Origin of the sequence: Bradyrhizobium sp. NBAIM08 (genome assembly GCF_020193935.1) — a bacterium.
Lineage (GTDB): Bacteria > Pseudomonadota > Alphaproteobacteria > Rhizobiales > Xanthobacteraceae > Bradyrhizobium > Bradyrhizobium yuanmingense.
In genome coordinates this window covers 36,660-50,190 of record NZ_JADYVR010000009.1, presented here as the reverse complement: position 1 = coordinate 50,190, position 13,531 = coordinate 36,660, and the positions used below count along the sequence as shown (strand labels likewise).

Here is a 13,531-nt window from a genome sequence, read left to right as displayed (position 1 = left end):
GGCCCGCATGCACCAGGCGAGGTGGAGCGGCCGGCGCTGGCCTGCTAAGCGCTGGGTATGGACACGGCGCGACGCGACAGGACGATCGGCTCTCTCTGCCTGTGCGTAACGGCGTTCGGCTGGGCGTTGAACTGGCCGCTGATGAAGCTGCTGCTGCAGCAATGGCCGCCTTTGTTCGCGCGCGGCCTTGCGGGTGTTTGCGCCTCGCTCATTCTCGGCACCCTGGTGCTGATCCGGAAGGAATCCTTCGCCGTTCCGCGCGAGGCGGTGCCGCGGCTCTTGTTTGCGACCTTCACCAACGTCTTAGCCTGGATGGGTCTCGGCACGGTCGCGATGAAATATGTGAGCGTAAGCGAGGGCGCGCTGCTCGCCTATACGATGCCGATCTGGGCGATGCTGCTCGCCTGGCCGGTAATGCACACGCAGCCGGCGCGACGGGATGTTTTCGGGCTTGTCCTCGGCATTGCCGGCGTCACGCTGCTCCTGAGCGGCGACGGTCTTGCGTTCAGCACCGACAAGCTGGTCGGCATTGCGCTCGCACTGCTCTGCGCCATCCTGTTCGCGCTCGGCAATGTGCTCAACCGCAAGCCGCTGCCGATGCCGCCGCTGGTCGTCGTCGCCTGGCAGGTCGGGCTGGGCTGCGCCACGATGCTGGTCCTTGGCGTGCTGTTCGAGCGCCCTGACGTCACCGCCATCACTCCGCTGGGGCTCGGCTGCTTCGTCTACATGACGCTGGTGCCGATGGGCCTCTGCTACGTCACCTGGTTCGAGACGCTGCGCCGTCTGCCCCCAACCACGGCGTCGACCGGCATGCTGATCGTGCCCGTGATCGGCGTCGTCTCAGCGGCGATCATTCTCGGCGAGCCGCTCGGCTATCGCGAATGGACGGCGATGGCGCTCACGCTCGGCGGCGTCACGCTGGCGTTGCAGCGGGGGTAGCAGAGCGCGCTGGCTCGCACCTACGGATCCAGCTCCGTATCCCAGTACAGATAGTCCAGCCAGCTGTCGTGCAGATAGTTCGGCGGAAACAGCCGGCCGTTGCGGTGGAGCTGGTGCACGGTGGGTGCGAACGCTGTCTGGCGCGGAAACATTTTGGACTGCGCCGGTGTGAGATTGCCCTTGCGCAAATTACACGGCGAGCACGCCGCGACCACGTTCTCCCAGGTGGTCTGGCCGCCTTTGCTGCGCGGGATGATGTGATCGAAGGTGAGGTCTTCGGGCGAGCCGCAATATTGGCAGGCGAAACGATCGCGCAGGAAGACGTTGAAGCGGGTGAAGGCGGGGTGGGTGGTGGGCTTGACGAAGGATTTGAGCGAGACGACGCTGGGCAGCTGCATTTCCAGCGTGGGACTTCGAACCGCCTGATCGTAATGTGCGACGATGTTGACGCGGTCGAGGAACACCGCCTTGATCGCGTCTTGCCACGACCACAACGACAGTGGGTAGTAACTCAGCGGCCGGAAGTCCGCATTCAGCACCAACACCGGCCAACTGCCTTGCGAGACATGTGCGTTCAAGTAACGCTCCCGGCCTCCAATATACGCTGCGAAGCAGCATGTAGTGACATACTACATGCAGCGTGACGGGATTGTGAAGCCCGTTGAGCGACTTATTCAAGCGCAAGCAATGCGGCGGCGGGGTGGCAAAAGTGCTCAAAAAGCCGCGATCCCGGGGGCGCGCGGAACCGCCCCAGCGTGCGCTGCCTTTGCCATGGCAGCTACTCCCGTACCCGCTCCAGCTTCTGCAGGCACCGCGTCGCGCGCACCACAGCAGGCATCTCCTCGTCTGGGAAGCTCGTCGTCCAGTTGGTGACTCCGACCTCGCCGACATAGATATCGCCCTTCGAGTCCAGCGCGATGCCGTGCGGCGCCAGGAATTTGCCGCTGGCGACGCCCGGCCCCTCCTCGCCGCCGAGCCGCGCGATGCGATTTCCCTTGGTGTCCACGATCGACAGCCGCGGGCCGAGATTGGGTACATTGCGGTTGATGGCGAGGCCGGGGCCGAGCTCGCCGATCACGAAGGTCGGGCTCTTGGCCCCGCCGCAACAGCACAGCGCGCAGGGTCGGTGCAGATTGTTCCACTGCGTCTCGTATTTGCCCTCGCCGTCGAACACCTGGACGCGGTGGTTCTCGCGATCGGCGACATAGACCCAGCCGTCGGCATCGGTGGCGATATTGTGCACGATGTTGAACTGGCCGGGATCAGTGCCCGGCTCGCCCCAGCTCTTGATCAGCTTGCCGTCGGGCGTGAATTTGTGCACGCGCGCATTGCCATAGCCGTCGGAGACGTAGATCTCGCCCTTCGGCGACAGCGCGGTGTGGGTGCAGCGGTGGAACGGCTCGCCGCTCATGAACGGCGCCGGCTTTGCAGGAATGCCGATCGTCAGCAGCACCTTGCCGTCAGTGGTGCATTTGCGCACGGTATGGTCGCCGTCGTCGGTGCAATAGAGACTGTCGTCGGCGTCGATATGCAGGCCGTGCGCGCGCGAGAACAGGCCTTCGCCAAAACTGCGCAGGAAATTGCCCTCGCGGTCCAGCACCACCATCGGGTGGGCGCCGCGGTTGAAGACGTAGACGCGGTCCTTGCTGTCGACCGCGACCGAGGCGACGTCGGTGAGTTGCCAGCCGTCCGGCAATTTCGCGAAGTTGTCGACGACGCGGTAGCGGTGCTCGCCGGTGCCGAGAATGGCTGGCATTGATCTCTCCTCTTGTCATTCCGGGGCGCGCGAAGCGTGACCATGATGCGCAATTGCGCATCTGAGAATCCATTGGGCAGCATACTCTGTGGTTAGATGGATGCCGGGTTCGCGCTTCGCGCGCCCCGGAATGACGGCTGTAGCTATATTCGTGCCAAAATCCCTTCCTCGATCGCCTTGATCTGCAGCGCCAGATATTTCGAGTTGATCCGGCATTGCGCCAGGCTCCCGGCGATGAACCAGAGGCCGGGCTGCCTGGTGCGCGCATACATGTTGCGCAGCTCGAAGCCGTCGCCAAAACCCCAGATCGGCCCGACGCGGTCGGCGATGCCGTCGCCGAACAGCTTGCGCACCAGATATTCCTGCTGCTTGTAGCCGGTCGAGAGCACGACCAGGTCGGCGGTAATGATCGAGCCGTCCTTCATCCGCGCGCCCTCAGCGTTGAAGCTTTCGATGTCGGAGAACTGCCTGAGGCTGATCTTGCCCTCGACGATCAGGTTGGAGCAGCCGACGTTGAAGTAATAGCCGCCGCCGCGGGTGAGGTATTTGAACTGCCAGCCGGTGCCGGCTTCGCCGAAATCGAGCTTGAAGCCGACGCGCGCGAGGCCGTCGAGTAGCTCCTTGTCGAGCTGCTTGGATTGCTCGGTCAGCATCACATGCGTCTTCTTCGCGAGCGGCGTCGGCATCGACGCTGCGATCAGGTCGTTGTCCTCGAGCGTGCCCTCGTTGTAGGTCGCGTAGGCCAGCTGCGCCGACGGCTCGATGTTGGTGACCAGCGTCGGCGAACGCTGCACCAGCGTCACCTCGGCGCCGCTGGAATGAAGATCCTGCGCGATGTCATGACCGCTGTTGCCGGTGCCGATGACGATGGCGCGCTTGCCGGTCCAGTTCTCGCCGTCCTCGTAGCCGCTGGAATGCACCAGCGTCCCCTTGAAATTGTCGAGGGTCGGAATGTCGGGAATGTTGGCGATGCCGCTGACGCCGGTCGCCATGATCACATGGCGCGGATGCATGGTGCGCTTGCTGCCGTCGGCGCGCCGCAGCGTGACGGTCCAGTGGCCCTTGGCCTCGTCATAGGCGCCGCCCTCGAACTCGGTGCCGGTCCAGAAGTTCAGCTCCATCGCATCGACATAGGCCTCGAACCAGTTGGCGAGCTTGTCCTTGGGGATATAGACCGGCCAGTTCGGTGGAAACGGCATATAGGGCAGGTGATTCACCTGCACCTGGTTGTGCAGGGTCAGCGCGTGATAGCGCTTGCGCCAATTGTCGCCGATCCGCGTCTCGCGATCGACGATCAGCGTGTCGACCTTGAGCTGCTTCAGCCGCGCGGCGATGGCGAGCCCGGCCTGGCCGCCGCCGACCACCAGCACGGCCGGGTCGTGATCGGCATAGGCGCGCGAGGCGTTGCGCTGGTCGAGCCAATTCGGCCCGCGGAAGTCGCGAGAATAGGCCTGCCCCCGCGGGCGCGAGGTGCCGAGCTGTTCCTCGAAGCCCTTGAGTTCGTCGAGCGCGGTCAGCAGCGTCCAGGCCTTCAGGCGGTCGCCGTCGGCAGTATCAGGCACGAGCCGTACGATGCCGTTGCCGCGACCGAGCGCGGTCTCGAAGTTGAAAATCGCCTCGATGCAGTTGGTGCCGGCCCGCGTCACCCAGCGCGGCGGGGCCCGGTTCGGAGCGAGCTTGAAACTGATCGGCTCTGCCTTGGACGCGAGCGCGGCCAGCGCTTGCGCAATCGTCTCGCGCCCGGCGAGCGTTTGCAGGTTCCAGCTCAGCGCCAGCACGTCGCGCCAGAAGCCGTCGGCGAGGAAGAGCGGGCCCAGCGTCGCGGGATCAGGTCTGCTTAAGGTGCGCTCGAAGTCGTCGAGCCAGGCCTGTGCGGCGATGGAAATATCCTGCGTCCGGTCCAGCATGCGCGACCTCATGGCCGTCTTCGCGGCGTTTCCTCAGAGATCGAACGCTATACGGTTTCGCCGCCCGCCAAAAGCCGCGGACCTGAGCGAGGCCGGCATGCGGCCCTGCCCGGACGGAATATGGCCCGGAATTCCGCACGTGCGGACGCGGCCGGAGAACGACTTAAGCGCCGGCCGGCCTGTGGTCCGCCCAATAGGGGTCGCGCAGCTTGCGCTTGAAGATCTTTCCGGTTGCCTCGCGGGGCAGCGCATCCAGGAACTTGACCTCCTTCGGCACCTTGAAGTTGGCCAGACGCTCGCGCAGATAAGCCTGCACCGCGGCGGCGGAGAGCTGCTCGGCCCTGTCGGGCTCGATGCAGGCGCACAGCCGCTCGCCATATTCCGCGTCGGGGATGCCGAACACGGCGCAATCGCGCACGCCGGGCATCGCGATCAACACGTTCTCGATCTCGGCGGGATAGATGTTGACGCCGCCCGAGATCACCATGTCGCGCTTGCGGTCGCACAGGAACAGATAGCCGTCCTCGTCGAGATAGCCGACGTCGCCGACGCTGACGAGACCGTCGCGCCCGGCCTCGGCGCGCGCCTGCGCCTTGCCGTGATAGTCGAAATCGGGCACCGCGGTCTGGCGCATATAGATCTCGCCGACCTCACCAGCATCGCAGAGGCTGCCGTCGTCGCGAAAGATCTTGACGATGCCACCTTCGATGGCGCGGCCGACCGTGCCGGGCTTCTTCAGCGCCTCTTCGGCCGAGTGCCAGACCGGGATGCCGGTCTCGGTCGAGCCGAAATATTCGTTGATGACCGGTCCCCACCACTCGATCATGGCCCGCTTCACCTCGGGCGGGCAGGGCGCCGCGCCGTGCACAACGAAGCGCAGCGACGACAGGTCGTAGCGCTGCCTGACCGCTTCGGGCAGGCGCAACAGGCGCACGAACATGGTCGGCACCATGTGGATATGCGTCACACGGTGGCGCTCGATCAGCGCCAGCAGCTCCTCGGCGTCGAACCGCGGCTGAAGCACGATGGTGCAGCCGTTGCGGAAGGCCATCATGCCGTAGGAATGCGGCGCCGAGTGATACATCGGACCGTTGATCAGCACGACCTGGTCCTCGCGCGGCTTGATGCCGTAGGCGATCGCGCCGACGCGCTCCGAGGCGGCGGCCTGCTCCGGCGGCATCGGCATGCGCCGCACGCCCTTCGGCATGCCTGTGGTCCCCGACGTGTAGATCATCGCCGCGGCCCGGCGCGGCGGCTCCTCTGTTTCCGTGTGGCCGTCGCGCCAGCGGTCCCAATCGGTCAGGCCCGAAGAGACCTCGGTCAGCTCACGGGGAATGGCGAAGGTCGCCGCCAGCTCGGGCGGGGTTGCGACCACGAGCAGGCGGACATCCTCCGGAATGCCGCCGCGGATTTGTGGCAGCAGGTCGGCGTGGCAGATCAGGATCTTCGCGCCACTGTCGGTCAGGATGTAGCGGACCTCCTCGGCCTTCAGGTGCCAATTGATTGGCACCACGGGGCTGCCCAGTGCGGCCGAGGCCGCGACCACCTCGAACAAGGCGAAGTCGTTGCGCAGCATCATGGCAACCGGTGCGCCTGCGGCAAGGTCGAGGGCGCGCAGCCCGCTCGCCGCGCGTCTGATGCGCGCCTGGATCTCGTCATGGCCGATCCGGCGTTCGCCGCTGATGATCATGGTCATTCCCATTCCGTTGGAGTCAGCGATCGTCCAGCACGTCGCCGAAGCCGACCCAGCTCTTGCCGTTGAAGCGCCGCAGCTGCAGCTGCTGGAACGGCAGATAGTCGTCGGCGGCGGTGCTGACGGATATGCCGGGCAGCAGCAGCGGCAGCTTCACCTCTTTCAGCGAGGCGGACTGGCGCATGATGTTGTCGCGGCTGAAATCGTCCTTGCACGCCTTCAGCACCGTCATAAGCAGCGTCGCGTAATGGTAGCCGGCCGCATAGTTGGAGTTGGAGAGATCCGCGTTCGGCATGTACTGCTTCATGAAGGCGAAATACTCCTTCACGCCGGGATCGCTGGCCCATTGCGGGTCCATCGTGTCCTTCTGGTTGCTCGACGAGATCAGGCCGACGGCGTTGTCGAGCCCGGCCGGCTCCAGGAACGAGATCGACGAGGCCGAGGTCGGCACGAAGAACAGCTCGGGCTTCCAGCCGAGCTCGGCGACGCCCTTGATCATCTGCGAGGTGAACTTGCCGAGCACGACGCCGAACAGCACGTCGGCGCCCGATGCCTTCAGGGTTGAGAGCTGCGAGCTGATCGTCGGCGCGCTGGTCTCGTAGGTCGCTTCCGCAACGATCATGCCGGCAGCCTTGTCGCCGAGCGCGCGCTTGAAGCCGGCGACGTAGTCGCGGCCGAAATCGTCGTTCTGGGAGAGGATGGCGATCTTGGCGCCCGGCTTGGTGCGCAGCACGTGCTTGGCATAGACCACGCCTTCGGATTCATAGGCGGCCATGCCGGGCATGGTCCATGGATATTTCTGCGGATCGGCCCATTTGGTCGCGCCGGAAAGCACGAACAGCTGCGGCACCTTCTTGCCGTTGAGGTAGCGATGCACGGCGCTGTTGGTGGCGGTGCCGAGCGAGCCGAACAGCATCAGCACTTCGTCCTGCTCCACCAGCTTGCGGGTCTGCTCGACCGTCTTCGGCGGCGAGTAGGCATCGTCCAGCGTGATGAACTTGACCTTGCGGCCGTTGACGCCGCCTTCGGCATTGATCTTCTCGAAGAACGCCTCCTGCGTGCGGCCGATCGCGCCGAAGCCGGAGGCCGGGCCGCTATAGGGCAGGGTCTGTCCGATCCGGATCTCCGTGCCTTCGGCGTGGGCGCTGTCCGTGGCGAGTGCCAGCAGGGACAGACCGATCAGTGCGGCTGCCAGCTTCATGATATCCTCCCGTTTGTCTTTCAGTTGGAGACGTCAGGCGCTGACGCGCATCAGGAAATCCTGCCTCGCCTGATCGAATTCACGCTTCATGCGGTCGACGAGCTCCGCGACGGGCGGGGCATCGGTGATCTGGCCGATGCCCTGGCCCGATCCCCAGATGTCGCGCCACGCCTTGGATTTCATGTTGCCGCCGGAGCCGAAATTCATCTTCGATTTGTCGGCGGCGGGGAGGTTGTCCGGATCGAGGCCGGCGGCAGCGATCGACGGACCGAGATAATTGCCGTGCACGCCGGTGAACAGGTTGGTGTAGACGATGTCGTGCGCGGCGTGCTGCGTCAGCGCCGATTTGTAGGCTTGGTCGGCATTGGCTTCCTGCGTCGCGATGAAGCGCGTGCCCATATAGGCGAGGTCGGCGCCCAGCGTCAGCGCCGAGGCGATGCCATAGCCGTCGCTGATCGCGCCCGACAGCAGGACGGCGCCGTCAAACCATTGCTTGACCTCGCGCACCAGCGCAAAGGGCGACAGCGTGCCGGCGTGTCCGCCCGCACCGGCGCAGACCAGGATCAGGCCGTCGACGCCCTGCTCGGCCGCTTTGCGCGCGTGCTTGACGTTGATGACGTCGTGGAACACCAGTCCGCCATAGGAATGCGCGGCCTCGACGATCTCCGCCGGCGGCCGCAGCGAGGTGATGATGATCGGCGCCTTGTGCTTGACGCAGGTCTCCATGTCCTTCATCAGCCGGTCGTTGGAGGCATGGCAGATCTGGTTGACGGCGTAGGGCGCGACCTTCTTGCCGGGATTGCGCGATTTGTACTCGCCGAGCTCGTCTTCGATCAGGCTCAGCCATTCGCCGAGCTTCTCGACCGGACGGGCATTGAGCGCGGGAAAGGAGCCGACGACGCCCGCCTTGCACTGGGCGATCACCAGTTCCGGGCCGGAGACGATGAACAGCGGCGAGCCGACCACGGGCAGCTCGAGCGAATCCTTCAAGAGATTGGGCAGTGCCATCATGTCCTCCCGAAACGCGGCCCCGCCGGCGGGCGGATGACGAGGCGTTTCCGTATTGATTGTCGCGCGGGCGGATGGGCCGCCCGTGGCCGCGGATTTGATCCCATTATAAGGTTGGACGGCGCCGCCCGGGCCGTTCAATAATGAACGGACGATCATTCAGGTATGAACAGGGCCGCCGATGGATTGGGACCTTTGCAAGACCTTCGTCGCGGTCGCCGATACCGGCAGCTTCACCGCCGCCGCCCGCCGCCTGCACACCAGCCATCCCACCGTCAGCCGCAAGATCGCGGCGCTGGAAGCCCAGCTCGGCACCAGATTGGTGGCGCGGGCTGCCGATGGCCTGGCGCTGACCGCGGATGGACGGACCTTGCGCGAGCACGCCGAGGCCATGGCGGCCGCAGCGCTGCGGGCCGAAACCGCAGTGGCGGCGGGTGGACACAAGGCGCGCGGCATCGTCAAGCTGTCGATCGGCGCGACGCTGGCCTCGCACTGGCTGATGCCGCGCTTGCCAGCCTTCCTGCGCGCGCACGATCATATCCAGCTCGAGATCATCACCCATCCATTTCCGGCGAGCGTGCGCCGGAGTGAGGCGGACGTGGTGCTGCGGCCCTTCGATACCGGGGAGGAGAACCTGGTCGGCCGCAAGATCGGCCGTCTCGGCACCGGCTTCTATGCCTCGCGCGATTATGCCGCCGGGCGGTCCCTGCCGGAAAGGCGCGGCGATTGGAAGGAGCACAGCGTCATCGGCTTCGCCGACCAGACGTCCAATGCGCAGCTTGCGCGCTGGAGCGACGTCGTCACGCGGCAGGCAAGGGTGGCGATGCGCTGCTCGTCCCAGGGGGACATGCTGGCGGCGGTCCGCGCCGGCATCGGAATCTCCGCGCTGTCGTGCTTCGTCGCCGAAGCTTATTCCGATCTCGTGCGCGTCGCCCCGCAGAAGCTCGCCAGCGTTGCGGATCTCTGGCTGCTGGCCCATCCCGACCTCGTCGAGCTGCCGGCGGTGCGCGCCGTAATCGAATTCGTCGCCGAATGCGCCCGGACCGACCGCGCGCGGCTGCGGGGTTAGCCCGATTCCGCGAGCACGCCCTCGCGCTTCTTCACCGCGCGGTAATAGCTCCACCACAGATGCGCCGCCGCACCGCGCAGCGGACGCCAGGGCTCGGCGATCGGCGCCATCTGCTTCTCCGTCGGCCGCGCCTTGAGGCCGAGGCCGATACGGATGCCTTCCTGCACGGCGAGGTCGCCGGCCGGCCAGGCATCGCCGTGGCCGAGGCAGAACAGCAAGTAGAGGTCGGCCGTCCAGGGGCCGATGCCGGGCAGCGCGATCAGGGTGTGATGCGCGGCGTCGGCATCCTCCTCGGCGAGCACGTCGAGATTCAGCCGCTGCGCGGCGACCTCGCGGGCGAGATGCTTGAGCGTCTTGATCTTGGCGGCGGAGAGGCCGAGCCGCCCCAGCCGGTCGGCGCGGGCGCGGCGCACGGCGTCATGGTCGAACGGATCGAATGCGGCCGACAGCCGCCCCCAGATCGCCGCGGCGCTCGCGGTGGAGAGCTGCTGCCCGCAGACGATGTGCGCGAGCCCCGTAAACCCGGGCTCGCGCCGCCGCAACGCCGGCATGCCCGCGATCTCGAGCACGGGCTTGAGCCGCGGATCGCGCTTGATCAGCGCGTGGACGGCCTCTTCGAGATCGGACTGGGTTTCGAGGTGGATGGTCATGGCGGGCGGGTTCTCTCCAGCGTCATGGCGGGCTTGTCCCGGCCATCCACGTCTTTCTCACCGCGAGGCACTGTGTAGCATGAGCGGTGATCGTGGTGTTTGTTCGTGACGTTGACACCATCGGTCTGTGGTACCGAAGAACGTGGATGGCCGGGACAAGCCCGGCCATGACGAGATTCATGTGATGGCACCACCCGTTTTCCGATTCGCCCCGAGCCCGAACGGCTTCCTGCATCTCGGCCACGCCTATTCCGCGCTGCTCAACTTCGATCGTGCGCGAAAGACGGGCGGGCGGTTGTTGCTGCGGATCGAGGACATCGACGTGACGCGGTGCCGGCCGGAGTTCGAGACGGCGATCTACGAGGATCTCGCCTGGCTCGGGATTGCCTGGGAGACGCCGGTGCGGCGGCAGTCGGAGCATTTCGCCGATTATCGCGCTGCGCTGGACAAGCTGTCTGCGCTCAGTCTCGTCTATCCCGCCTTCGAAAGTCGGGCCGAGATCGCAAGGCTGGTCACGGCGCGCGAGGCCGACGGGCCGTGGCCGCGCGATCCCGACGGCGCGCCGCTTTATCCGGGCGAGGCCAAATCGCTGTCGGTTGACGAGCGCTCGCGGCTGATCGCCTCGGGCGCGCCCTATGCGCTGCGGCTCGACATGGCGGCCGCCTGCCGTCACGCCCCCGGCGTGAGCTGGAACGAGCTCGGCGAGGGGCCGGACGGCGAGCGCGGCGTGGTGCCGGCGCGGCCGGAGGCCTGGGGCGATGTCATCCTGGCCCGCAAGGAGACGCCGACCAGCTACCATCTCTCGGTGGTCGTCGACGACGCGCTCCAGGGCGCCAGCGAGATCGTGCGGGGGCAGGACCTGTTTTACGCCACCGCGGTGCACCGCCTGCTCCAGGTTCTGCTCGGCCTGCCCGAGCCGGCCTATCGCCATCACCGGCTGATTCGCGATGAGGCGGGTCGGAAGCTGTCGAAATCGGGCCGCTCGACCGGTCTGCGCGAATTGCGCGCGGCCGGCCTCACGCCTGCCGCGATCCGCCGGCTGGTGGGATTAGGTTAAGTTTCTCTGGGGGTTAGCGAAACGTCGCCGTGACTCCGGGCGTTCCTCCGTGCCATGCTTGGCCAGCGCGGGGTTCGAAGAGGGTACTTCGTAGGGGATTCATGGCGGCGAAGACGCGTCCAGTGCGCACCACCCGGACGTCCAGGCGGCGGCCGCTTCGGAAGCGGCCCAAGGCGGCCGGCCAGTTGCGCAAGCGCAGCACCAAGGCGGCTGCGCCTGATGTCGTCCAGGCGGCGCTGGCCGCGTTTGCCCATGAGGTCCGCACCCCCCTGACCGGCATTCTCGCGATCAGCGACCTGCTCGCGACCTCCGATCTCGGCGAGCGGGAGCGGCGCTGGGCCGACACCATCAAGGCCGGCGCCGAGCATCTGGCGAGCCTCGCCACGCTGTTCGTGGATGCTGCCAGAACGGAGAAGGGCGGCAGCACGCCGCGCCAGGATCTGTTCGATCTCAAGGCGCTCGCCCGCACCGCCGGCGATTCCCTGGCCGGCCGCGCCGCGGCCAAAGGTCTCCAGGCCAAGGTCGAGATAGCCGACAAGATCCCAGGGCTCGTGGTCGGTGATTCCGTCCGCCTGCGCGCCGCGCTCGAGAACCTGATCGACAACGCCGTGAAATTTACCGACCAGGGCGGAGTGGCCCTCGCCGTCGAGCCGTGGCGTCCCGCCAAAGGCAAAGCAAAGGGCAGGGTCGGCGTCGCTTTCGCCGTGTCCGACAGCGGCATCGGCCTGACCATGGCCGAGATCAAGCGGCTTTTCCGCCCGTTCACCCAGGCCAATGTCACCATTGCCGCGCGCTTCGGCGGCGCCGGCTTGGGGCTCTCCTCGGTCAAGCAATTGGCGCGGGCGATGGGCGGCGACATCACCGTCGCTCCGCGCCGCGGTGGCGGCGCCACCTTCACATTGACGGTGTCGCTGGACGCGGCGGGACCGGGCAAGACCCGCAAGGCAAAGGACGGCAGCGAGCCCGAGCCGGCCGCTGCGCTTCGCGTTCTCAGCGTCGAGGACAATCCGTTCGGCCGCGTCGTGCTCAACACCATCCTGACCGAGCTCGGCCATCACGCCGAGTTCATCGGGCGCGGCGAGGACACCGTGAACCGGCTGGAGCAGGGCGCATTCGACGCGGTGCTGATGGACATGGTGCTGCCGGGCATCGACGGCATCGAGGCCATCCGGCGGATCCGCAGGCTGACAACGCCGCTGGCTCGGATCCCGATCATCGGCGTGTCCGGCCGCGGCGAGGACGAGGCCGCCTCGCGCGAAGCCGGGGCCGACGCCTTCCTGGTCAAGCCTGTGTCTCCGAGGGCTTTAGCGACTGCGCTGCTTGAAGCGACACGCCGTGAGGAAGCCGCGACTTGATGATCGCGGCATTGAGCTCGCCGCCGTAAACGAAGATCGCGGCGATGAAGTACAGAAACACCAGCGCGATGATCACCGAGGCGAGCCCCGCATACATGGTCACGTAGTTGTTGGCAAAGCGGGCCAGGTATTGGCCGAACACGATGCTGGAGATCAGTGACGCCACGATGGTGAAGACGATGCCGGGCAGTATCTGCAGGAAGCTGCGCCGTCCCGCCGGCAGCCAGGCGTGCAGGATGATCAGCGCCACCACCAGCGCGCCGATGGAGATGCCGTAGCGCACCCAGGTGAGGATGCTCTCGTTGGATTCGACGAACAGCGGAATGTGGCGCCGCGCCGCCTCGATAATGAGCGGACCGAGCACGATCAGGAACGCCATAGCGAGCGCTGTGAAGGCCGCAATGATCGTATAGGCAATCGACTCCAGCCGAAGCCAGTACCAGCTTCGCATCTCCACCACCGCATAGGCGCGGTTGAGCGCCACCCTGAGCGCCTCGACGCCGTTCGAGGCGAAATAGACCGACAGCGCCGCGCCGATGGTCAAAAGGCCGGTCCGGGTGGTGGTCAGCACGTCATGCACCTCGCCCGAGATCGAATCGGCGACCTGCTTGGGCCAGACCTGGAGCATCAGGCTGGCGGCCTGGTCGGCGAGTTCCTTGGAGCCGAAGAAGCCGGCGAGCGCGGTCAGCACGATCAGGAATGGGAACAGCGCCATCAGCGTCGAGAGCGCGATGTGGCTCGCGATCGCCCAGCCGTCATCGGCGAGGAACGTGTAGAACGCGTCCTCAGCGACGCAGTAGATGTAGCGGATGGCTTTCACTTGGCACCTACGCCGCTGCTGTCTCCTTCTGAACGTAGGGAGAGGCCAGGAGAACAAGCAATGGGCGCAAATCGAA

12 protein-coding genes are annotated in these 13,531 nt (G+C 66.2%); 4 read left to right on the top strand and 8 right to left on the bottom strand.

The genetic code is table 11. The features are described 5' to 3' along the window. The first annotated feature begins 57 nt into the window (after positions 1-57). Positions 58-939, top strand: coding sequence for a DMT family transporter (locus I6F37_RS27175; protein ID WP_035996782.1), 882 nt, complete (start codon positions 58-60; stop codon positions 937-939). A 20-nt stretch (positions 940-959) separates the two neighbouring features. Here I6F37_RS27175 and I6F37_RS27170 read toward each other — a convergent pair whose 3' ends face one another. The 6 genes from I6F37_RS27170 to I6F37_RS27145 all read right to left on the bottom strand — a co-directional run bounded on the left by I6F37_RS27170 (position 960) and on the right by I6F37_RS27145 (position 8,504). Continuing rightward, a complete protein-coding gene (locus I6F37_RS27170; RefSeq protein WP_057028390.1) occupies positions 960-1,517 on the bottom strand; it encodes an HNH endonuclease in 558 nt (185 codons plus the stop codon). A 200-nt stretch (positions 1,518-1,717) separates the two neighbouring features. Beyond that, positions 1,718-2,695, bottom strand: a complete 978-nt coding sequence (locus I6F37_RS27165) for a peptidyl-alpha-hydroxyglycine alpha-amidating lyase family protein (RefSeq protein WP_035996809.1) — start codon at positions 2,693-2,695, stop codon at positions 1,718-1,720. Positions 2,696-2,838: 143 nt separating this feature from the next. After that, the gene (locus tag I6F37_RS27160; protein WP_035996865.1) at positions 2,839-4,602 is read right to left on the bottom strand and encodes an NAD(P)/FAD-dependent oxidoreductase; all 1,764 of its coding nucleotides are present in this window, start codon (positions 4,600-4,602) and stop codon (positions 2,839-2,841) included. Between the two features lie 163 nt (positions 4,603-4,765). Further along, positions 4,766-6,292, bottom strand: coding sequence for an acyl-CoA synthetase (locus tag I6F37_RS27155; protein WP_035996868.1), 1,527 nt, complete (start codon positions 6,290-6,292; stop codon positions 4,766-4,768). A 22-nt stretch (positions 6,293-6,314) separates the two neighbouring features. Beyond that, positions 6,315-7,496 carry an ABC transporter substrate-binding protein gene (locus tag I6F37_RS27150; protein ID WP_225153192.1) on the bottom strand — a complete coding sequence of 394 codons (1,182 nt, stop codon included), beginning with the start codon at positions 7,494-7,496 and terminating at the stop codon, positions 6,315-6,317. A 33-nt stretch (positions 7,497-7,529) separates the two neighbouring features. Further along, complete coding sequence (locus I6F37_RS27145; RefSeq protein WP_225128592.1) at positions 7,530-8,504, bottom strand: nitronate monooxygenase family protein; 975 nt, start codon at positions 8,502-8,504, stop codon at positions 7,530-7,532. A 181-nt stretch (positions 8,505-8,685) separates the two neighbouring features. Here I6F37_RS27145 and I6F37_RS27140 point away from each other — a divergent pair, with 181 nt between their 5' ends. Continuing rightward, positions 8,686-9,573, top strand: coding sequence for a LysR family transcriptional regulator (locus I6F37_RS27140; protein WP_225128555.1), 888 nt, complete (start codon positions 8,686-8,688; stop codon positions 9,571-9,573). Here the strand turns inward: I6F37_RS27140 and I6F37_RS27135 are convergent. Further along, positions 9,570-10,223 (bottom strand): DNA-3-methyladenine glycosylase, encoded by a 654-nt coding sequence (locus I6F37_RS27135; protein ID WP_225128557.1) that lies wholly within the window; start codon positions 10,221-10,223, stop codon positions 9,570-9,572. The genes I6F37_RS27140 and I6F37_RS27135 overlap by 4 nt on opposite strands. A gap of 184 nt (positions 10,224-10,407) precedes the next feature. Here I6F37_RS27135 and gluQRS point away from each other — a divergent pair, with 184 nt between their 5' ends. Continuing rightward, complete coding sequence (gene gluQRS / locus I6F37_RS27130; RefSeq protein ID WP_225128559.1) at positions 10,408-11,280, top strand: tRNA glutamyl-Q(34) synthetase GluQRS; 873 nt, start codon at positions 10,408-10,410, stop codon at positions 11,278-11,280. A 101-nt stretch (positions 11,281-11,381) separates the two neighbouring features. Then, positions 11,382-12,635: an ATP-binding protein gene (locus I6F37_RS27125; RefSeq protein ID WP_225128560.1), complete on the top strand. Its 1,254-nt coding sequence runs from the start codon at positions 11,382-11,384 to the stop codon at positions 12,633-12,635. On the opposite strand, the gene I6F37_RS27120 is transcribed toward I6F37_RS27125, so the two are convergent. Then, entirely contained in the window at positions 12,562-13,455 is an 894-nt protein-coding gene (locus I6F37_RS27120; RefSeq protein ID WP_109142243.1) for a YihY/virulence factor BrkB family protein, read from the bottom strand. The genes I6F37_RS27125 and I6F37_RS27120 overlap by 74 nt on opposite strands. Positions 13,456-13,531 lie beyond the last annotated feature (76 nt).

What these genes read in the sequence shown, in the direction of transcription:
- I6F37_RS27175 (WP_035996782.1), top strand. Translation starts at nt 58, where the DNA reads ATGGACACGGCGCGACGCGACAGGACGATCGGCTCTCTCTGCCTGTGC.
- I6F37_RS27160 (WP_035996865.1), bottom strand. Translation starts at nt 4,602, where the DNA reads ATGCTGGACCGGACGCAGGATATTTCCATCGCCGCACAGGCCTGGCTC.
- I6F37_RS27140 (WP_225128555.1), top strand. Translation starts at nt 8,686, where the DNA reads ATGGATTGGGACCTTTGCAAGACCTTCGTCGCGGTCGCCGATACCGGC.
- I6F37_RS27125 (WP_225128560.1), top strand. Translation starts at nt 11,382, where the DNA reads ATGGCGGCGAAGACGCGTCCAGTGCGCACCACCCGGACGTCCAGGCGG.
- I6F37_RS27150 (WP_225153192.1), bottom strand. Translation starts at nt 7,496, where the DNA reads ATGAAGCTGGCAGCCGCACTGATCGGTCTGTCCCTGCTGGCACTCGCC.
- I6F37_RS27165 (WP_035996809.1), bottom strand. Translation starts at nt 2,695, where the DNA reads ATGCCAGCCATTCTCGGCACCGGCGAGCACCGCTACCGCGTCGTCGAC.
- I6F37_RS27155 (WP_035996868.1), bottom strand. Translation starts at nt 6,292, where the DNA reads ATGATCATCAGCGGCGAACGCCGGATCGGCCATGACGAGATCCAGGCG.
- I6F37_RS27135 (WP_225128557.1), bottom strand. Translation starts at nt 10,223, where the DNA reads ATGACCATCCACCTCGAAACCCAGTCCGATCTCGAAGAGGCCGTCCAC.
- I6F37_RS27145 (WP_225128592.1), bottom strand. Translation starts at nt 8,504, where the DNA reads ATGGCACTGCCCAATCTCTTGAAGGATTCGCTCGAGCTGCCCGTGGTC.
- gluQRS (WP_225128559.1), top strand. Translation starts at nt 10,408, where the DNA reads ATGGCACCACCCGTTTTCCGATTCGCCCCGAGCCCGAACGGCTTCCTG.